This window comes from Mesorhizobium sp. M0491 (assembly GCF_040321265.1).
In the GTDB taxonomy this organism is placed as follows: domain Bacteria; phylum Pseudomonadota; class Alphaproteobacteria; order Rhizobiales; family Rhizobiaceae; genus Mesorhizobium.
In genome coordinates this window covers 26,814-45,480 of record NZ_JAMYRE010000033.1, presented here as the reverse complement: position 1 = coordinate 45,480, position 18,667 = coordinate 26,814, and the positions used below count along the sequence as shown (strand labels likewise).

Sequence of the window (18,667 nt, the reverse complement as noted above, 5' to 3'; positions counted from 1 at the left end):
ATGACCCACCGTATTCTGATCCTCGGCGGCACCACCGAAGCGCGGCAACTGGCCGGAAAACTGGCGGCGCGTGCCTCGATCACCCTGTCGCTGGCCGGCCGCACCGAAAGCCCTGTCGAACAGGGCGTGCCGGTGCGAAGCGGAGGTTATGGTGGCGCCGACGGGCTTGCTACCTATCTCCGAGAGACGGGCACCGACTTGCTGATTGACGCCACGCATCCCTATGCAGCGCGGATCTCCGCCAATGCGGCGCAAGCCGCCCGCGTGGCCGGTGTGCCGATCCTTGCGCTGCGACGCCCCGGCTGGGAGCCTGTCGAAGGCGACCGCTGGACTGAGGTCAATACATCCGGCGATGCCGCGCGAGCACTTGGACTGGCGCCGCGCCGTGTTTTCCTGGCGCTGGGCCGGCAAGAGGTCGCCGCTTTCGAAGCTGCGCCCCAGCATCATTATCTCGTCCGCAGCGTCGACGCGATCGAGCCCAAGCTTGCCGTGCCGGATGCGAGCTATCTTCTGGCCCGTGGCCCGTTTCGTGAGGCGGAGGAACGCGCGCTGCTCGAAAAGCAACGCATCGATGTCGTCGTGTCCAAGAACAGCGGCGGCGAAGCGACTTATGGCAAGATCGCCGCGGCGCGGGCGCTTGATCTCGAGGTGGTCATGATCCAACGGCCAACCTTGCCGGATGTTCCCGCGGCTGAAAGCGTTGAAGCGCTGACCGTGATGGTCGATCATTTTGTCCGCCCCGTGGACGAGCGCGGCGTGTAAACCAGCGCCGGCTTCTCAGCGCGCTTGATGATGCGGGTTTCCGGCGAGCCGATGATGATGCAGGTCGCCATGTCGGCCTTTTGCGCGTCGACGTCTGCCAGCAGGTAGACCTCAATACGCTCGTCCGGGCGGCCGGCGGCGCGGCCGAAAATCACTGGCGTAGTGCCTGGCAGGATCGCGGTGAGGCATTCGAAGGCGCGACCGAGCTGCCAGGGGCGTGCCTTGCTGATCGGGTTGTAGAGCGCGATGACGAAGCCGGCGCCGGCTGCCGCCAGCAGGCGCAGTTCGATCAGCTCCCATGGCTTCAGATTGTCGGACAGCGAGATGGCGCAGAAATCATGGCCGAGGGGCGCGCCGATGCGGGCGGCAACCGCCAGCATGGCGGTGATGCCGGGCACGACGGCGATATCGACCGTGCGCCATTCGGCCGGGCCGGCCTCGATCGCCTCGCAGACGGCCGCCGCCATGGCGAACACGCCGGGATCCCCACCGGAAACCACCGCGACGTCGTGGCCCTCGGCGGCTTTGATCAAGGCGTCCTTGGAGCGGGCGAGTTCCTCGCGATTGTCGGAAGCGACGCGGGTCTGATCCGGGCGCAGCTCCAGCCGGTCGAGATAGGGTTTGTAGCCGTAAAAGAATTTGGCCTCGGCGACGGCGCGGCTGGCTTCCGGGGTGACCTGATGGGCATTGCCGGGGCCAAGGCCGATGACGGTGAGACGACCGCTCATGCCTGCGCTCCCAAGACGCCAGGCCGGCCGGACCAGCCGGCGACCAGCACGATGGCGAAATAGGGCGCCTTGTCATCCTGCTTGTCGGCAAGCTTCATGGAGACGCTGCCGGCCATGGTGCCGCGCTCGACATAGACGGCGCGCGACAGTTTGGCCGTAGCTTCCAGCGCTCGTCTGATCTTGGGCAGGTTGCGGCCGACCTTCATGATGACGGCGGCATCGGTGTCGGCCAGCCTGCGCGTCAACTCGAATTCGCTCATCGTGCCGGGCAGCACCGTCAGCACGTCGTCGCCCTGAACGATCGGCACACCGGTCTGCGACCAGCAGCCGGACATGGCGGTGACGCCGGGAATGACCTCGGTCGGGAAGCGATGGGCGAGCCGGACATGCAGATGCATGTAGGAGCCGTAGAAAAGCGGGTCGCCTTCCGACAGCACGGCAACCATTCGGCCTGCCTGAAGGTGTTCGGCGACCTTTTCGGCCGACTCTTCGTAGAAAGCCGTGATCTGCGAGCGGTAGTCGTCGTGATCCCTAGCGATTTCGGTGGTGACGGGATAGAGCAGCGGCAATTCCGTCATTTCGGGCCGGAACTGCGCTTCGACAATGGCACGCGCGTTGCTGTTGTTGCCGCGCTTGGCGAAATAGGCCACGACATCGGCTTCCGCCAAGACGCGCGCGGCTTTTAGCGTCAGCAGTTCGGGGTCGCCGGGACCGGTGCCGACGCCGATGAGACGGCCTTTGAGAAAGGCGTTCACAGGCCCGGCCTCGCCAATGAATTGAGCGCGGCGGCGGTCATGGCGCTGCCACCGAGCCGGCCGCGCACGATGGCGTAGGGAACGCCATAGGAATTCTCGGCCAAAGCATCCTTGGATTCGGCCGCGCCGACGAAGCCGACCGGCATGCCGATGATGGCCGCTGGCTTCGGCGCGCCGTCGCGCAGTTTTTCCAGGAGATAGAAGAGCGCGGTCGGCGCATTGCCGATGGCGACCAGCGAGCCGGCCATGCGCTCGCCCCACAGGTCGATCGCGGCGGCCGAACGGGTGTTGCCGATCTCCCTGGCGATGTCGTGCGTGCGCGGGTCGCGCAAGGTGCAGATCACCTCGTTGCCGGCCGGCAGCCTGGCGCGGGTGACGCCATGCGAGACCATTTCCGCGTCGCAGAAAATTGGCGCGCCAGCCGCCAAAGCGGTGCGCGCGGCGGCAACGAAATCGGTGGAGAAGACGAAATGACTTGATGCTTCGACCTGGCCGCAGGCATGGATCATGCGGATGGCGACATCGGCCTCGGCTTCGGAGAAGCGCGACAGATCGGCCTCGGCGCGGATGATGGCGAAGGAGCGCTCGTAGATCGCCGTGCCGTCATGGATATAGTCGTAGGCGGCCATGCTCATTTCCGTTTTTCAGTTTGGGCCTGTCGGTAAGCCTCGGCGATTGCCACCGGCCCGAGCCTTGTCAGGCAAGCGGCGGCGGTTTCGCCTTGATATCGTGCGCTGCGGATCATTGCCGCGACGCGGCTGATGCCGCGCGCGGCGTCATAGCCCGGCCTGTAGCCGGCAGGAAGAGCCTTTGCCGTCGCGTTCACGACAAGTCCGGCTCCGTTTTCGCCGCCGACAATTGTCAGCGCCGCCGAGCCGGGGTGGGCGCAACCCTTGGCGCAGCCGGAAACGTGCAGGGTGAAGTCGAGGATGTCGGCATTTTCAGTGGCGATTGTCTCGGCAATGTCGCGCGTGGCGATGCGGCCGGAGGCGCAGGCTGGTGTGCCGGGGCAGGCGGCGATGCGCGTGCGCGGGTCGGTGGAGGAGATGACGAAGCCGAGGGTGGCGGCTGCTTGCTGGAGCGGTTGGTTGGCGATTGTGGGTTGATCGAGGAAGAGCAGGGAGCGGCCCGGGGCGAGGCGGATTTCCGTTGTGCCGAGGGTGAGGGCGTGTTGAGCGAGGGCGATGAGCTTGTCGGCCGGCATGCTGCCGTAGGGGAGGGCAATGCCGAGGGCGTGGTCGGTCGATAAAGAGAAAAGACCGATAGGTCGGCGATCCTGCACACCCCCCTCTGTCCTGCCGGACATCTCCCCCGCAAGGGGGGAGATTGAGCCGTCATCGGCGCTTTCGCCAATTGCCGACGTCACGTCCACCGCCGATGTTGCAGGACGAGAGCCGGCGTCGGAACCGCCGATCTCCCCCCTTGCGGGGGAGATGTCCGGCAGGACAGAGGGGGGTGTGACGGAGTGCCAACCTGCGAGAGAGGCCAATTGGCGGTCCGTCAAATCCCTCGCATGCGCCTCCCGACTCTTCTCGGCAATCATCCTGAGCACCGCAACGGCAATATCGCGCGCTACATCGTCATCGACCGTCGCAAGCGGCCTCGCGCTTTGGCCGTCACCTGAAACAGACACAGCCCACAGCACGCCAGCGCTGGCCCGCACCGCCTTCAGCCGCACATCGGCCGTCACCGCATCCATGGTCAACTGCCCACCGCCATCGACAATCACGGAAACCTTCGGCCCGAGCCGTTGCGTCAGCCCAGCCTCGCCAATCGCCGCCCTGATCCGCTCGGCCAGTGGCCGGGGATCGGCAATCTCTTGCGGATCGATGCCGGCCAGCGGCCCGGTCTCGACCGGCACGCCGGTGCGCACCGCGATATCAAGCGCATCGACCTCCGCCGCCAGCAACGCCGCGCTGTCCGCCGTCAGCCCGCGTATCTGCAGGCTGCCGCGCGCGGTCACTTCCATGATGCCGTTGCCATGCCGCAAAGCCGATTCGGCTAACCCGATCAAAAGCTTCGGCGACAATCCTCCATAAGATGGGCCTCCAGAAGACGGGCCTCCAACAACCGGATTGAGCCGCACCAAAAGCCCGTCGCCGGTTTGCATTGGCGCCGACAAAGCCGGGCAGGCGCCGCGGCGCGAGAAGGCGTTCATGCAGCCACCTCAAGCGCCTCGGCCTCGGCAATCATGGCCGTCAAGTCGTCGTCGATGGAATTGCGCAGGGGATGCCAGAGGCCACGCCGTCGCGCCGACAGGAAGCGCTCGGCGATGACTTTCGCGGCGGCGGGGTTCTCGCGCAGGATGAAGGCGCGGACCAGTGGATCGCCGAGATAGGCGTCATGAACCGCCTCGATCAGCGTGCCCGATATGGCACGCGTGGTTTCGGCGAAGCCGACCAGCCGGTCGACGGTTTCGGCAAATTCGGAGGCGCCACGCGGGCCGTGGCGCATTTGTCCCGTTATGAAGCGAGGATTGACGGCGCGGGCGCGCACCACCCGCGATACGGCTTCGCTGACCGAGCGCGGCTTCGGCTTTTGCGGGTCCGTGGTGTCGAGCACGATGACGTCGGCATTCCTGCCGAGCGCCGCAAGGGCTGCGGAAAAGCCGCCGATGAAGGCGACGTCGGCGGAGCCCTCGAGGATGTCGCGGCCGGGGTCGTCGCCGGTGTGGACGAGAAGATCGGCTTCGGCGATGCGGCCTTCGAAGGCGCCGGGCGCCGAGATGCCTTCTCCTTCTGCGCCGCCATAGGCGTGCGAGGTGGCGTCGAGATAGGCGCGGCCGATTTCTTCGCGCGCGGCCCAGTTGCCGGAGGACAAGATATCCTCGACGCCGGCGCCATAGGTGCCGGGCGAGGTGCCGAAGATGCGCGGGCTGAGCTTGCCATCGGCACGGGTTTTGGCCGCGAGCGGGTTTTCCGTATCGTCCTCGTCGCGGGCGGCTACCGCGTTGGCGGCGGCATCGATCAGCGCGATCTGGGTCGGGAACATGTCGCGAAAAAGGCCGGATATGCGCCAGGTGACATCGACGCGCGGGCGGCCGAGCGCGGCCGGCGGTAGCACCTCGATGCCGGTGATGCGGCCGGTCGCCGAATCCCATTGCGGTCGGCAGCCCATCAGCGCCAGGCCTTGCGCGATCTCCTCGCCGCCGGTGCGCAGCGATGCCGAGCCCCAGAGATCGATGACCAGCGAGCGCGGCCAGTCGCCATGCGACTGCATGTAGCCGCGCACGACTTCCTCCGCCGCTGCCTTGCCCAGATCGTAGGCGGTCGGCGTCGGTATGGTGCGCGGGTCCGAGGTGAACAAATTGCGGCCGGTGGGCAGAACGTCCGAGCGACCCCGCGCGGGCGCGCCGGCCGGGCCGGCCTTGACGTGGCGGCCATCGAGCGCCGCGAGCAGCGCCGCTTTCTCGGCTTCAGCACTTTGTCGCCGCATGGCGTCGGGCTCATCCTCCGGAGCGCGGCCGTAGATATGCAGCCCGTCCTTGATGGCAAAATCCTTGAGGTCACAGAGCCAGGCGTCGATGCGGCGCAACGCTTCGTCGGGTGCGTCGGTCGTGGCGACGCCGGCTTCGGAGGCGAGACCGGTCTTTTGCGCGGTGTCGACGATCAGCTCTGCCAACCGGTCGCGGCGGCGACGGTCGAGTCCGTCGGCCTGGGCATATTCATCGACCAGCCGCTCGAGCTTGTGTTGGTTTTCGTCGAGCCCGGCGCCGGTCAGCGGCGGCGGCAGATGGCCAAGGGTGACGGCGGCGATGCGGCGCTTGGCCTGCGCCGCTTCGCCTGGGTTGGAGACGATGAAGGGATAGATGACGGGCAAGGCGCCGGTGACGATCTCGGGAAAGCAGTTCTCCGAAAGCGCAACGGTCTTGCCCGGCAGCCACTCCAGGGTGCCATGCGCGCCGACATGGACAAGCGCGTGGACGCCGAGCGACTTGCGCAGCCACAGGCCGAAGGCGATCAGCGCATGGCGCGGCGGCAGCGTCGGGTCGTGGTAGTCGGCGCGGCGGTCGACGGAGCGGCCGCGGTCTGGGGCGAGGGCTACGGTGATGTTGCCGAAGGTGGCGGCGCGGAAGGGGAAGTGGGCGGCGGTTGGCGCTTGAGCACCCCCCTCTGTCCTGCCGGACATCTCCCCCGCAAGGGGGGAGATTGAGCTCTCATTGCCGCTTTCGCCAGCTACGAACGTCGCAGAATGAGCGCCGATGGCGGAACTGCCGATCTCCCTCCTTGCGGGGGAGATGTCCGGCAGGACAGAGGGGGGTGCCTCGCACAAACCTATCTCATATTCAGCCTTCCAAGCTGCATCTACGGCAGCAATTGCTGCAGACGGCAGTGCCTTCGAGAACTCCACATAATCCCTCAAGGCCAAGCCATGCCCGCCCTGGCCCAGTCGCGCCAGCAACTCACGCGGCGTTTGCGGAATCCCCTCAACGACATAGCCCTGTTCGCTGAGGTCCTGCAGCATGGCCAGCACGCTGGACGGGACATCCAAACCCACGGCGTAGCCGGTGCGGCCGGGCGCGCTCGGATAATCCGGGATCAGGATGGCTAGCTTGCGCTCGGCGCGGGGCGTCTCTTGCAACTTGATAAAGGCCGCGACGCGGTCAGCCACTTGCGCCACACGATCCGGTTCCGGCCGGTTGGCAAAGGCGCGGTGGCCAAGTGCTGGATCGGTCTCGCTCTCACCCTTAAAGGAAATGGCGCCGGCCAGGATGCGGCCGTCGAGTTCGGGCAGCACGACATGCATGGCAAGGTCGGCGGGCGCCAGGCCGCGCTGGTTGGTCTCCCAGACATCGTGGCGGGTGGTGGCGACGATGACCTGGAAGACCGGCATGCCGGCGCGGTCGAACAGGGTCTCATTGCCGGGTTCGGCGCCGGACGCGAAAGCGGTCGCGGTGATGATGGCGGCGGGTTTCAGCGAGGCGAGTGCTGTTTCCACGAAGGCCAGGGATGCGGGGTCCTTGAGGCTGGAGACGAAGATGGGAACCGGCTTGATGCCGCGCTGGCGGAGCGCTTCGAAAAGCGCATCGATGGGCGCGACATCGGCGGCCAATAGCATCGAGCGATAGAACAGGATGGGGATGATAGGAGCGTTGACGTTGTCAGCGTCGAGTTCCTTCACACCCCCCTCTGTCCTGCCGGACATCTCCCCCGCAAGGGGGGAGATTGCGCTGTCATTGGAGATTTCGCCAATTGTCGAGGTTGCGGACGCGTCAGCTTCTAATGAAACGGGAAAAGAGCCGGCTTTGATGAAGTCCGATCTCCCCCCTTGCGGGGGAGATGTCCGGCAGGACAGAGGGGGGTGTGAAGGATCACCAACGACCCCAAGTCCTGGCTCATAAAACCCGGCTTTCGGCACTGGAACCGGCTCTGCTACGTCCGCATCCGATCCAGCCAGTCGCGCCAGCCTCCGCACCAGCGCGCTCATATTCGCCGGGCCGCCCTCGCGGAAATAGTCGAGCAGGCCATCGAGCTCCTGGCGCGGCAGCGTCGAGGCTTCGATCAGGCGCAGATCCTCGTCGCGGCATTCGCCGGGCAGCAGCGCCAGCTTTATGCCGTGTGCGCGAGCGGTCGAGGCAAGCTGGTCGCAGCCGTAGCGCCACCAGTCGTAGCCGCCGAGGAGGCGCACGAGGATGACCTTGGCGTGGCGGGTGACGCTGTCGACCCAGAGGTCGACGGACATGGGATGGCGCAGGTCACGCAGGGCAGCCAGCCGCATCGAGGGCAGGCGGCCGGCATCGGCCTTCCAGGCTGCCGCCAGTCCGGCGAGGTCGCTGTCGGTGAAGGACAGGGCCACGATATCCGCCGGCGTCTGCCGCAGATCGACCGGCTCGGCGAGGTCGTCGAGCGAGGCGGATGTCGTGGTGAGGATGTGCATCGCAACCCGTGTCCGAGATCAGCCGGCGAGTATACGCTCGATCGCCGGGCGGTTCAGCCCCTTCAGGCCGATGACGACGAGACGCGAGCGGCGGTCGTCCTGCGCGGTCCAGGCGCGGTCATAGTAATGATTGACGCGCGGCCCGACGGCCTGCAGCAAGAGCCGCATGGGCTTGCCGCCGACCTCGACGAAGCCTTTTACGCGCAGCACGTTCTCTTCTTCGGCGACGGTGGCGACGCGCTTTGCCAACTCGTCCGGATTGGCGATCGAGGCAATGTCGACGATGAAGGTGTCGAAGTCGTCATGCTCATGGTCGAATGCGCCGTCATGGTGGGACTTGCGGTTTTCGATGTCGTCCTCGACGGCGAGACCGAGCCCGAGTAGCACGGAGGGATCGACCTTGCCATGCGACGTCGGCACGATCTTCACCGCGCGGGCGGAATGTTCGTTGATGATGGCGTTGGCGCGGGCGGTGCCGGCGGCGTCCATCAGGTCGCTCTTCGACAGGATGATCAGGTCGGCGCAGGCGATCTGATCCTCGAACACTTCTTCCACCGGATCGTCATGGTCGAGCGTCTCGTCCCCGGCGCGCTGCGCCTGCAAGGCGTCCATGTCGTTGGCGACGCGGCCTTCGGCCAGCGCCGGGCCGTCGACCACGGCGATGACGCCATCGACTGTGACGCGGCTCTTCACGCTCGGCCACTGGAAGGCCTGGACCAGCGGCTTGGGCAGCGCCAGGCCCGAGGTTTCGATCAGGATGTGGTCGACCCTCGGCGTCAGCGCGAGGATCTTGTCGAGCGCCGGCACGAAATCGTCGGCGACGGTGCAGCAGATGCAGCCATTGGCCAGTTCGACGATGTTTTCCTCCGGGCAGGTGTCTATGCCGCAGCCCTTGAGGATCTCGCCATCGATGCCGATGTCGCCGAATTCGTTGACAATGATGGCAATGCGCTTGCCGCCGGCGTTTTCCAGGAGATGGCGGACCAGCGTCGTCTTGCCGGCGCCGAGGAAGCCGGTGACGACGGTGCAGGGAACGCGGGAGAGGTTCGCAGGCGAATCTGGGGCAGTCATGGTCAATCCTTCAGCAGGTCTAAGGGAGGGATGCGGGCAACGAGGCCACGCTTCAGGCTATCGGGGCGGCCGCGCCATGGAATCAGGCCGTCCTTCGAGGTGGCGAAGAGCTTGGCGCCTGTCACGAGGTCGGCGCCGCTGGTCGTGGTCAGGTCGCCGAAGACATAGCTCCAGCACCCGTCGCGCAGGATGGCGGCGCTGAGGCGGCGCTTGCAATTGCCGAGGCATTCGACGCTGCGGATGCGGATGTCGTCGCCGGATGCGGCGCGGCGCGTGTCGTCCGCCAGCAATTCGCCGGCGCGGGGATGAGCGTCGGCGCCGGTCTCATCGCGGCAGGAGGCGCAGACGATGATGGTGACGCCGGCCAAGGCATCATCATGGCCGGACGAAATATCCGCTGTGCCAGCCGAAAAACTGCTGTCGTGGTCCAAGATCGGGCTCCTTGCCCGGAAACCCGCCGGGCGATCGGATTCTAAAGTCGCAGACGGCAGGTCTCCTGGCTCGCGGGTCATCGCCTTGGTAGCCGCCTTCCCGGGAACTCCCCAGTGGCTTTCGGCCTTGGCTCTTCGCTTACAGTTGCGGGGACAGCCGCGGATTTGGGATTTTGCCCCGCACCGCATTCCCTCTTAGCTCTTGCCGTTGCGGGCAAGAGACCATCTGAACCGGATTTAGGCTTTTGCGGGCAGCGGTGTCAACGCAACGCAGGGGCAATCTGAAATCAGGGGCGGGGACGCTTCACTACCACTGACCGCTCTTCGCGAATGCCATCTTCGTTGTTGGGATCAGGAAAAGCTGTAACGAAAGCCGTCAGAAGGATATCTCCATCTTGCCGGTCCAGCCATCCGGCGCCGTCACCCACATCGAAGTAAATGCCATCAACTTTGAAGCCGAATGTGTCTCCAGCAGGTCAGGGTAGCGTTTTCGGATTGCCTGCGCATGTACGTCCCATGAAAAGGACGAAATCCTATCGAGGCACTCCTGCACCTCTTGGGTCAGCCTGGCTTTGATATCCATTGTTTATCCGCTAGCCTGTGTACGTTGGCTCAATTGTTATCTCCCGGCAACGCAAGGATGACCTGACGCAGCGCCTGGTACCCGTCGCCGTGGTGCCAGTCCTGATCAACGAGGAGCTCTTGACCTTCCGGCCAAGTTTCGTTGTCCAGGAGAATTTCGTTGCCGACCAGTGCTCCGCCATAGCTCGCCAGGAATATCCGGATGAAATGACTGCCAGGGCGAACCTTAGCCGTGAACAGTTTTTCCAAGCGGGCATAAAACGCTGGATATGTCCGGTTGAGAGTGCATTCCACTGCAGCCTGTGTGATCACAGGTCCACCGTAGATCTTCCAGCCAGCATCATTCCGTTGCCAGAATGCAATCTCGGCTTGCATGTTCTCGCAAACATGCTCCGCAAGGCCCTCGATCAGCACATGAAATACACCGATCAGGAATTTTCCGAATGCTTGGAAAATCGCCTGTTCACGCGTGTCGCCCAGTCCAACAAAAGATTCGATGACCGGCTGAGTGCCTAGCAACGGTGAGAAGACGTAGATTTCGAGAACAAGCCTGCGACCCGAGCCTGACGGCTCCTTGTCGAAAACTTGGGCTTCAAAGCGCAGGTCTTCCAGTTCAATCCTGACATCGTTCTGTCCACGGATGGCGCTGATCCCATGCGCAATCAACGCTTCGTGAATCAGGTCGAGAACCTCTTGCGATGCCATCATTGAACCTAGGCCGACAAAACTCCCTCAAACGGCTGCAGCCGACGGCTGATGTCAAGAGCGCCCGTCGCTGATCACGCTCAGCAGCGCCGGCCCCAAATCCCCGGCAGGCGTCACTTCGATGCGTTCGAGACCGAGCCAGCCCTGCATCTGCTTCAATTCCTCGAACAGCTCTGCAGCGGTTTCAGGCGGTGCACCGGGCTCCGCATAGGCCGCATGGACGCGCAGTATGCTGGCCGGGCGATCGGCCTTGAGGTCGACGCGTGCCACGATCCTGTCGCCGAGCAGGAACGGCAGGACATAATAGCCGTATTGCCGCTTGTCGGCCGGCGTGTAGATCTCGATGCGGTAATGGAAATCGAACAGCCGCTCCGTGCGCGAGCGCTCGAAGACGACCGGATCGAACGGCGCCAGCAGGGCGCGGGCCTTGATCTTTCGGGGCAGACGGGCGTCTTTGTGAAGATAGGCGGGCTTGTCCCAGCCTTCGACACGCACCGGCAGCAACTCGCCCGTTTCAACCAGTTCCTCCAATCGGCCTTTCATATCGGCCGGCGACAGGCGGAAATAATCGCGCAAATCGCCTGAAGTGCCCACGCCGTGGGCGCGGGCGGAAATGCGCAGCAATTCGCGGTGCGCGTCCTCGGGCGTGGGCACCGGCAGGTCGAGGACCGCCTGCGGCAGCACGCGTTCGGGCAGGTCATAGAAGCGCTCGAAACCGCGGCGGTGCGCCGTGGTGATGCGCCCGGCCCAGAACAGCCATTCGAAGGCGTGCTTGGCATGGCTCCAGCCCCACCAGCCGCCCGAGCCTTTCTGGCCCTCCAGCGCGGAAGCGGCGATCGGGCCGCGCTCGGCGACCTGGCGGTAGATCTCTTCGATATAGGCAGCGTGTTCGCGGCCCCATTTGGCGAGCCCCAGATACATTTCCTCGCCGCGCTCGGCGCGCTGCATGCGCCAGCGCATCAGCGGGTATGTCTCGACCGGCAGGAAGGAGGCCTCGTGCGCCCAGTATTCGAAAACCGTGCGCTTGCGCGTCACGGCCGCGTTGTCGAGCAGCGAGAACGGGTAGGGGCCAAGGCGCGAATAGAGCGGCATATAATGAGCGCGCACCACGGCGCTGACGGAATCGATCTGCAGCAGGCCGGTGCGGGAGAGGGTGCGGGCAAAATGCCGGCGGTCGGGCGTACCGGTCGGGCGGGGATCGAGGAACCCCTGGGCGGCAAGCGCGATGCGACGGGCCGTGGGGAGCGAGATCTTTTCCTTCATGCAGGCATCACTTTGAAGTGTTTTGACCGAGGGTCGAAAGGCTGATTCCAACCCATGCTAGCAGGGTTTTGGCGGCATCCATGTCAGGAGAGAAAAGTGGAGTAATAGGCGCAGGAAATCAAACAGGAGCGGATCGGACCAGTTTGCCGCGATATGCCGTCCAGGTCGGTGTTTTGAACAAGGTTTGACTTGCTTCGCTGGAAGTGCTGCGCTAACCCTCGCCGCGTTGCAGCATAGGCCCTTAAAACGGTTCAGCGGTTAAACTGTCACGCTTCCGCATTAGGGTCCGGTGCTGTAATCAAAGTGGATTGGCACCAACGGAAAGCCGAGCATGAACGCACTCTTGAGCTCATACCTGCCCATCGTCCTGTTCATAGGCGTGGCGCTGGTTGTCGGCCTGGCGCTGCTGGCCGCGCCCTTCCTGGTGGCCTATCGCAATCCCGATCCCGAAAAGCTTTCCGCCTACGAGTGCGGTTTCAACTCGTTCGACGACGCCCGCATGAAGTTCGACATCCGTTTCTACCTGGTGTCGATCCTGTTCATCATCTTCGACCTGGAAGTGGCCTTCCTGTTTCCGTGGGCGGTGTCGTTTTCGAAGATCGGCATGCTCGGTTTCTGGTCGATGATGGTGTTTTTGGCGGTGCTGACCATCGGCTTTGCCTATGAATGGAAAAAAGGAGCGCTGGAATGGGATTGAACGACAGTTCAGGCACCCTCGTCGCGCCGAAGCCCAAGGGTATTATCGATCCCAACACCGGCAGGCCGGTGGGGGAGGACGATCCCTTCTTCCTCGAGATCAACAATGAGTTGGCCGACAAGGGCTTTTTGGTCACTTCGACCGAGGCGCTCATCACCTGGGCGCGCAGCGGGTCGCTGATGTTCATGACGTTCGGCCTCGCTTGCTGCGCGGTCGAGATGATCCACACCTCGATGCCACGCTATGATTCGGAGCGGTTCGGCGTCGCGCCGCGTGCGTCCCCGCGCCAGTCCGACATCATGATCGTCGCCGGCACGCTGACCAACAAGATGGCGCCGGCGCTGCGCAAGGTCTACGACCAGATGCCGGAACCGCGCTACGTCATCTCGATGGGCTCCTGCGCCAATGGCGGCGGCTACTACCATTATTCCTATTCGGTGGTGCGCGGCTGCGACCGCATCGTGCCGGTCGACATCTATGTGCCCGGCTGCCCGCCGAGCGCCGAAGCGTTGCTTTACGGCATTCTTCTGCTGCAGAAGAAGATCCGCCGCACCGGCACGATCGAACGGTAAATCCATGACCGCATCCCTGAGCGAACTGTCGACATATCTCGGCGAGAAGCTGATCGGCCGCGTGAACGACGCGGCGATTGCCTATGGCGAACTCACCGTTCAAGTCGAGCCACGCGATCTGGTCGAGGTGATGACCTTCCTGCGCGACGATGCGCGCTGCCAGTTCATCTCGATCGTCGACGTCTGCGGCGCCGACTATCCGTCGCGGGCCAAGCGCTTCGACGTCGTCTACCACCTGTTGTCGCCGAAGCAGAATGTGCGCATCCGCGTCAAGGTGCAGGCCGACGAGGAAACCATGGTGCCGTCGATCACCGGCGTGTTCCCCGGTGCCGACTGGTTCGAGCGCGAGACCTACGATCTCTACGGCGTGCTGTTCTCTGGCCACCCGGATCTGCGCCGCCTGTTGACCGACTACGGTTTCGAAGGCCATCCGCTGCGCAAGGATTTCCCGCTGACCGGATTCGTCGAGGTGCGTTACGACGACGAGGCCAAGCGCGTCATCTACGAGCCGGTCGAGCTCAAGCAGGAATTCCGCAATTTCGATTTTTTGTCCCCTTGGGAAGGCACCGATTACGTGCTGCCGGGTGACGAGAAGGCAAAGCAGTAAATGGCTGAAACCTCGGTCCGCAACTTCAACATCAATTTCGGCCCGCAACACCCTGCGGCGCACGGCGTTTTGCGCCTTGTGCTGGAGCTGGACGGCGAAGTCGTCGATCGCGTCGATCCGCATATCGGGCTCTTGCATCGCGGTACCGAAAAGCTGATCGAAGCCAAAACCTATTTGCAGGCGATCCCTTATCTCGATCGGCTCGACTATTGCGCGCCGATGAACCAGGAGCACGCCTTCGCGCTCGCCGCCGAGCGCCTGCTCGGCATCGAAGTGCCGAAGCGCGGCCAGCTGATCCGGGTGCTTTACTGCGAAATCGGCCGCATCATGTCGCACATCCTCAATGTGACGACGCAGGCTATGGACGTCGGCGCGCTGACGCCGCCGCTGTGGGGCTTCGTCGAGCGCGAAAAGCTGATGGTGTTCTATGAGCGCGCCTCCGGTTCGCGCATGCATGCCGCCTATTTCCGCCCCGGCGGTGTCCACCAGGACCTGCCGCGTCAACTGGTCGAGGACATCGGCAAGTGGATCGACCCGTTCCTGAAGTCGATCGACGACCTCGATCAGCTGCTGACCGGCAACCGCATCTTCAAGCAGCGCAATGTCGATATCGGCATCGTCTCGCTGGCGGATGCCTGGGCCTGGGGTTTTTCGGGCGTGATGGTGCGTGGCTCGGGTGCAGCCTGGGACCTGCGCAAGTCGCAGCCCTATGAATGCTATTCGGAAATGGATTTCGACATTCCGATCGGCAAGAACGGCGACTGTTTTGACCGTTACCTCGTGCGCATGGAAGAAATGCGCCAGTCGGCGAAGATCATGCGCCAGTGCGTCGACCTTCTGCTCGGCAAGGAAAGCACCGGCCCGGTGTCGAACCTCGACGGCAAGGTGGTGCCGCCCAAGCGCCAGGCGATGAAGCGCTCGATGGAAGCGCTGATCCATCACTTCAAGCTCTACACCGAGGGTTATCGCGTACCCGCCGGCGAGGTCTATGCCGCCGTCGAAGCGCCGAAGGGCGAATTCGGCGTCTATCTGGTCTCCGACGGCTCCAACAAGCCCTACCGTTGCAAGCTGCGCGCGCCGGGTTTCGCGCATCTGCAGGCGATGGATTTCCTCTGCCGCGGCCACATGCTGGCCGACGTCACCGCCGTTCTCGGCTCCCTCGACATCGTGTTTGGTGAGGTCGATCGCTAAATGTCAGTCCGCCGTCTCGCAGAAGCCAGCGTCCAGCCAGCCTCCTTCGCCTTCAACCGGGCGAATGCCGCGGCTGCGAAGCAATGGATCAAGAAATATCCGAAGGGTCGCGAACAGTCGGCCATCATTCCCTTGCTGATGATAGCGCAGGAGCAGGAAGGCTGGGTGACGAAGGCGGCGATCGAGACGATCTCCGACATGCTCGGCATGCCGCGTATCCGCGGGCTCGAGGTCGCGACCTTCTACACGCAGTACCAGTTGAATCCGGTTGGCACGCGTGCGCACATCCAGGTCTGCGGCACCACGCCCTGCATGCTGCGCGGTTCGGAAGCGCTGATGGATGTCTGCCGCTCCAGGATCCATCACGACCAGTTCCACGCCAACGACAAAGGCACCTTGTCCTGGGAAGAGGTCGAATGCCTTGGCGCCTGCGTCAACGCGCCGATGGTCATGATCTTCAAGGACACGTTCGAGGATCTGACGCCGGAACGCCTGGCTGAAATCATCGATCTCTATGACGCCGGCAAGGGTGCTTCGGTGGAACCGGGGCCGCAGAACGGCCGTACCGGCTCGGAGCCGGCCTCCGGCCTCACCACGCTGAAGAGCGAAAAGGCGATCCTCAAGTCGACCCGTGAAAGGGAAGCCAGGGAAGCGGCCAGGGCCGCCAGGGCGGCGCCCGACGCGATCATCGCAGGGCCCGTGCCGGCACCGGCTGCGGCCCCTGTCGCGCCGTCCAACACCAGCAAGCCGAAGACCGACGCACCTGAAACCAGCCCGGCATTGAAGACGCCTTCAAAAACCAAGGTCGCGCCGACGGTTGAAAAGGCGGCGAGCGTTGCCGCCCCACTGCATTCGGCCGCCAATGCCAACAAGGCAGACTCCAAGGTCGAGCAGGTTTCCAAGCAGCGCAACGGTCCAATAACCAAGGCCGAGCCGGCATCCGCCTTCAAGGCGCCGGAGGTCAAGGTACCGGCAGCCAAGCCGGCCAAACCGTCGCTCGAGGACAAGAACCGTCCGGCCGGCATCGATAAACCGGTACAGGTCGATGACCTGAAGCTGATCTCCGGCGTCGGCCCCAAGATCGAGGGCATCCTGCATACGCTGGGCATTTTTACCTTTGCGCAGGTCGCGTCGTGGAAGAAGGCCGAACGCGAGTGGGTGGATGGCTATCTCTCTTTCCAGGGCCGCATCGATCGCGACGACTGGGTCAAGCAGGCCAAGGCGCTCGCCAAGGGTGGCGTGGCCGAATACATCCGCGTCTTCGGCAAGAAGCCGGTCTGAGGGACGAAAAATGCTCGGGGATAAAGACCGCATCTTCACCAATATCTACGGCCTGTTCGACAAGTCGCTGGCCGGCGCGATGGCGCGCGGCGCCTGGGACAACACGCCCGGCATCGTTGCCAAGGGGCGCGAGTGGATCGTCAACGAGATGAAGGCGTCGGGCCTGCGCGGTCGCGGCGGCGCAGGCTTCCCGACCGGGCTCAAATGGTCGTTCATGCCCAAGCAGAGCGACGGCCGGCCGAGCTATCTGGTCATCAATGCCGACGAATCCGAGCCCGGCACCTGCAAGGACCGCGACATCCTGCGCAACGACCCGCACACGCTGGTCGAGGGCGCGCTGCTTGCCGGTTTCGCCATGGGCGCGATTGCCGCCTACATCTATGTGCGCGGCGAGTTCATCCGCGAGCGCGAGGCGCTGCAGCGCGCGATCGAGGAGGCCTACGAGGCCAAGCTGATCGGCAAGAACAACACGTCCGGCTATGATTTCGACATCTACATGCACCACGGCGCCGGCGCCTATATCTGCGGCGAGGAGACAGCGCTCCTCGAAAGCCTTGAAGGCAAGAAGGGCCAGCCCAGGCTGAAGCCGCCATTCCCTGCCAATGTCGGCCTCTATGGCTGCCCGACCACGGTCAACAATGTCGAATCGATCGCGGTTGCGCCGACCATCCTGCGCCGCGGTGCGGCCTGGTTCTCGTCCTTCGGCCGGCCCAACAATGTCGGCACCAAGCTGTTTTGCATCTCCGGCCACGTCAACAATCCGTGCACGGTCGAGGAGGCGATGTCGATCCCGTTCCGGGAGCTCATCGAGACGCATTGCGGCGGCATTCGCGGCGGCTGGGACAATCTTTTGGCGGTCATACCGGGCGGCGCCTCGGTGCCGCTGGTGCCGGCCGAGCAGATCATCGACGCGCCGATGGATTTCGACGCCTTGCGCGACCTCAAATCCGGCCTTGGAACCGCGGCTGTCATCGTCATGGACAAGTCGACCGATGTCGTGAAGGCGATTGCGCGGCTTTCCTACTTCTACAAGCACGAGAGCTGCGGCCAGTGCACGCCATGCCGCGAAGGCACCGGCTGGATGTGGCGGGTGATGGAACGGCTGGTGCGCGGCGAGGCGCAGAAGCGCGAGATCGATATGCTGCTCGACGTCACCAAGCAGATCGAGGGCCACACGATCTGCGCGCTTGGTGACGCGGCGGCATGGCCGATCCAGGGCCTGATGCGGCATTTCCGCGGCGAAGTGGAGCGGCGCATCGACGAGTTTTCGCGCAATGCGCACCGGGCCGAGCCTGTGATGGTGGCGGCGGAATAGAAGAATGTTTACGCGGACGAAAGTCCGCAGCGAAGGGCGGGGCGAACGAAGAAACGACCAGGAGAACTCTATGGCGCCGTATTCGAACCCGCTGATGCCCAATTTGGACCAGATCGAGAAGATGAACCAAGACTTGACCAGGATGATGCCGAAGGAGATGGCCAGCGCCGTCAACCTTTTCGTGCATCCTGTGGCGGGTGCGGCGGCGATGTCGGCGCTTGGCCTCGGGCTCGCCAACCACGCTTTCGGCGTCTGGCTGGGCGCGCTTTCAGGTGCCGCAGAAGCCTCGCAGCGGCTGCTGCAGCCGATCGTCGATGATTTCGAGGCGCGCGTCGCGCAGTTCGAAGATCCAAGTCCTTCCTCCACCAAAGCACGGGCGACGGCGAAAACCATGATTGCCGAGGCGCAGTCCTTCGCCCGGGAGGTCACCGATATTGCCGCCAAGGAAGCCGCCACTGCCGTGCCGGCCGCAAATGCGGCTCCGGCTACGGGCGGCGCCGGCGATGCGCTGATGCCCGAGGATTTCAGGCAGCCCAACGCCATGGAGAAGCCGGCCATTCCGGCAGATCTCAAGGCCATCTCGGGCATCGGGCCGAAGCTGGAAAAGGTTCTCAACGGCCTCGGCATCTGGACGTATGCCCAGATCGCGGCATGGACGCCGCAAGAGGTTGCCTGGGTCGAGGACTATCTGTCGCTCGGCGGCCGCATCGGCCGCGACGATTGGACAGCCCAAGCGGCGGCGCTCGCCGTCAAGAAGTGAATGAAGTGCCCGACGTGGTCTCGACCGCGTCCGGAAAAAGAGATTGCGGGAACTCCGCAGGGGTTTGAGG

18 protein-coding genes and 1 riboswitch are annotated in these 18,667 nt (G+C 64.2%); of the genes, 8 read left to right on the top strand and 10 right to left on the bottom strand.

The window, feature by feature from the left end:
- The gene (locus NKI69_RS30575; protein WP_352723159.1) at positions 1-762 is read left to right on the top strand and encodes a cobalt-precorrin-6A reductase; all 762 of its coding nucleotides are present in this window, start codon (positions 1-3) and stop codon (positions 760-762) included.
- Here the strand turns inward: NKI69_RS30575 and NKI69_RS30570 are convergent.
- The 10 genes from NKI69_RS30570 to NKI69_RS30525 all read right to left on the bottom strand — a co-directional run bounded on the left by NKI69_RS30570 (position 726) and on the right by NKI69_RS30525 (position 12,174).
- A complete protein-coding gene (locus tag NKI69_RS30570; RefSeq protein WP_352723157.1) occupies positions 726-1,490 on the bottom strand; it encodes a precorrin-3B C(17)-methyltransferase in 765 nt (254 codons plus the stop codon). The two genes, NKI69_RS30575 and NKI69_RS30570, sit on opposite strands and share 37 nt — an antisense overlap.
- Entirely contained in the window at positions 1,487-2,245 is a 759-nt protein-coding gene (locus tag NKI69_RS30565; RefSeq protein WP_352723156.1) for a precorrin-2 C(20)-methyltransferase, read from the bottom strand. Before NKI69_RS30565 ends, NKI69_RS30570 begins: the two co-directional genes overlap by 4 nt.
- Entirely contained in the window at positions 2,242-2,874 is a 633-nt protein-coding gene (locus NKI69_RS30560; RefSeq protein ID WP_352723154.1) for a precorrin-8X methylmutase, read from the bottom strand. Before NKI69_RS30560 ends, NKI69_RS30565 begins: the two co-directional genes overlap by 4 nt.
- 2 nt (positions 2,875-2,876) lie before the next feature.
- The gene (gene cobG, locus NKI69_RS30555) at positions 2,877-4,403 is read right to left on the bottom strand and encodes a precorrin-3B synthase (RefSeq protein WP_352723153.1); all 1,527 of its coding nucleotides are present in this window, start codon (positions 4,401-4,403) and stop codon (positions 2,877-2,879) included.
- On the bottom strand, positions 4,400-8,122 hold the full coding sequence (locus tag NKI69_RS30550) for a cobaltochelatase subunit CobN (RefSeq protein ID WP_352723152.1): 3,723 nt from the start codon (positions 8,120-8,122) through the stop codon (positions 4,400-4,402). Before NKI69_RS30550 ends, cobG begins: the two co-directional genes overlap by 4 nt.
- Positions 8,123-8,140: 18 nt before the next feature.
- Entirely contained in the window at positions 8,141-9,193 is a 1,053-nt protein-coding gene (cobW, locus tag NKI69_RS30545) for a cobalamin biosynthesis protein CobW (protein WP_352439822.1), read from the bottom strand.
- Positions 9,194-9,195: 2 nt separating this feature from the next.
- Positions 9,196-9,624 (bottom strand): DUF1636 family protein, encoded by a 429-nt coding sequence (locus NKI69_RS30540; protein WP_352439823.1) that lies wholly within the window; start codon positions 9,622-9,624, stop codon positions 9,196-9,198.
- Positions 9,625-9,662: 38 nt separating this feature from the next.
- Positions 9,663-9,866, bottom strand: a riboswitch (cobalamin riboswitch).
- Between the two features lie 134 nt (positions 9,867-10,000).
- Complete coding sequence (locus tag NKI69_RS30535) at positions 10,001-10,207, bottom strand: hypothetical protein (RefSeq protein ID WP_352723151.1); 207 nt, start codon at positions 10,205-10,207, stop codon at positions 10,001-10,003.
- 29 nt (positions 10,208-10,236) lie between these two features.
- Positions 10,237-10,914 carry a DUF6348 family protein gene (locus tag NKI69_RS30530; RefSeq protein WP_023812390.1) on the bottom strand — a complete coding sequence of 226 codons (678 nt, stop codon included), beginning with the start codon at positions 10,912-10,914 and terminating at the stop codon, positions 10,237-10,239.
- Positions 10,915-10,965: 51 nt separating this feature from the next.
- Positions 10,966-12,174 (bottom strand): winged helix-turn-helix domain-containing protein, encoded by a 1,209-nt coding sequence (locus tag NKI69_RS30525; protein ID WP_352723149.1) that lies wholly within the window; start codon positions 12,172-12,174, stop codon positions 10,966-10,968.
- 331 nt (positions 12,175-12,505) lie between these two features.
- On the opposite strand from NKI69_RS30525, the gene NKI69_RS30520 reads away from it, so the two are divergent.
- From NKI69_RS30520 to NKI69_RS30490, 7 genes are all read left to right on the top strand, one after another.
- The gene (locus NKI69_RS30520) at positions 12,506-12,871 is read left to right on the top strand and encodes an NADH-quinone oxidoreductase subunit A (RefSeq protein ID WP_010910112.1); all 366 of its coding nucleotides are present in this window, start codon (positions 12,506-12,508) and stop codon (positions 12,869-12,871) included.
- Positions 12,862-13,443: a NuoB/complex I 20 kDa subunit family protein gene (locus NKI69_RS30515; protein ID WP_013531090.1), complete on the top strand. Its 582-nt coding sequence runs from the start codon at positions 12,862-12,864 to the stop codon at positions 13,441-13,443. Before NKI69_RS30520 ends, NKI69_RS30515 begins: the two co-directional genes overlap by 10 nt.
- Positions 13,444-13,447: 4 nt before the next feature.
- Positions 13,448-14,050 (top strand): NADH-quinone oxidoreductase subunit C, encoded by a 603-nt coding sequence (locus NKI69_RS30510; RefSeq protein ID WP_352439825.1) that lies wholly within the window; start codon positions 13,448-13,450, stop codon positions 14,048-14,050.
- Positions 14,051-15,241 carry an NADH-quinone oxidoreductase subunit D gene (locus tag NKI69_RS30505; RefSeq protein ID WP_352439826.1) on the top strand — a complete coding sequence of 397 codons (1,191 nt, stop codon included), beginning with the start codon at positions 14,051-14,053 and terminating at the stop codon, positions 15,239-15,241.
- On the top strand, positions 15,242-16,522 hold the full coding sequence (locus tag NKI69_RS30500; protein ID WP_023812386.1) for an NADH-quinone oxidoreductase subunit E: 1,281 nt from the start codon (positions 15,242-15,244) through the stop codon (positions 16,520-16,522). It abuts the gene before it with no gap.
- 10 nt (positions 16,523-16,532) lie between these two features.
- On the top strand, positions 16,533-17,837 hold the full coding sequence (gene nuoF / locus NKI69_RS30495) for an NADH-quinone oxidoreductase subunit NuoF (protein ID WP_023812385.1): 1,305 nt from the start codon (positions 16,533-16,535) through the stop codon (positions 17,835-17,837).
- A gap of 70 nt (positions 17,838-17,907) precedes the next feature.
- Positions 17,908-18,597, top strand: a complete 690-nt coding sequence (locus tag NKI69_RS30490; protein ID WP_352723147.1) for a helix-hairpin-helix domain-containing protein — start codon at positions 17,908-17,910, stop codon at positions 18,595-18,597.
- Positions 18,598-18,667 lie beyond the last annotated feature (70 nt).

Excerpts from the sequence above, each read along its gene's own strand:
- NKI69_RS30515 (WP_013531090.1), top strand. The coding sequence starts at position 12,862 with ATGGGATTGAACGACAGTTCAGGCACCCTCGTCGCGCCGAAGCCCAAG.
- NKI69_RS30560 (WP_352723154.1), bottom strand. The coding sequence starts at position 2,874 with ATGGCCGCCTACGACTATATCCATGACGGCACGGCGATCTACGAGCGC.
- NKI69_RS30570 (WP_352723157.1), bottom strand. The coding sequence starts at position 1,490 with ATGAGCGGTCGTCTCACCGTCATCGGCCTTGGCCCCGGCAATGCCCAT.
- NKI69_RS30575 (WP_352723159.1), top strand. The coding sequence starts at position 1 with ATGACCCACCGTATTCTGATCCTCGGCGGCACCACCGAAGCGCGGCAA.
- NKI69_RS30500 (WP_023812386.1), top strand. The coding sequence starts at position 15,242 with ATGTCAGTCCGCCGTCTCGCAGAAGCCAGCGTCCAGCCAGCCTCCTTC.
- NKI69_RS30525 (WP_352723149.1), bottom strand. The coding sequence starts at position 12,174 with ATGAAGGAAAAGATCTCGCTCCCCACGGCCCGTCGCATCGCGCTTGCC.
- NKI69_RS30510 (WP_352439825.1), top strand. The coding sequence starts at position 13,448 with ATGACCGCATCCCTGAGCGAACTGTCGACATATCTCGGCGAGAAGCTG.
- NKI69_RS30520 (WP_010910112.1), top strand. The coding sequence starts at position 12,506 with ATGAACGCACTCTTGAGCTCATACCTGCCCATCGTCCTGTTCATAGGC.
- cobG (WP_352723153.1), bottom strand. The coding sequence starts at position 4,403 with ATGAACGCCTTCTCGCGCCGCGGCGCCTGCCCGGCTTTGTCGGCGCCA.
- NKI69_RS30550 (WP_352723152.1), bottom strand. The coding sequence starts at position 8,122 with ATGCACATCCTCACCACGACATCCGCCTCGCTCGACGACCTCGCCGAG.
- cobW (WP_352439822.1), bottom strand. The coding sequence starts at position 9,193 with ATGACTGCCCCAGATTCGCCTGCGAACCTCTCCCGCGTTCCCTGCACC.
- NKI69_RS30490 (WP_352723147.1), top strand. The coding sequence starts at position 17,908 with ATGGCGCCGTATTCGAACCCGCTGATGCCCAATTTGGACCAGATCGAG.
- NKI69_RS30505 (WP_352439826.1), top strand. The coding sequence starts at position 14,051 with ATGGCTGAAACCTCGGTCCGCAACTTCAACATCAATTTCGGCCCGCAA.
- nuoF (WP_023812385.1), top strand. The coding sequence starts at position 16,533 with ATGCTCGGGGATAAAGACCGCATCTTCACCAATATCTACGGCCTGTTC.
- NKI69_RS30535 (WP_352723151.1), bottom strand. The coding sequence starts at position 10,207 with ATGGATATCAAAGCCAGGCTGACCCAAGAGGTGCAGGAGTGCCTCGAT.
- NKI69_RS30530 (WP_023812390.1), bottom strand. The coding sequence starts at position 10,914 with ATGATGGCATCGCAAGAGGTTCTCGACCTGATTCACGAAGCGTTGATT.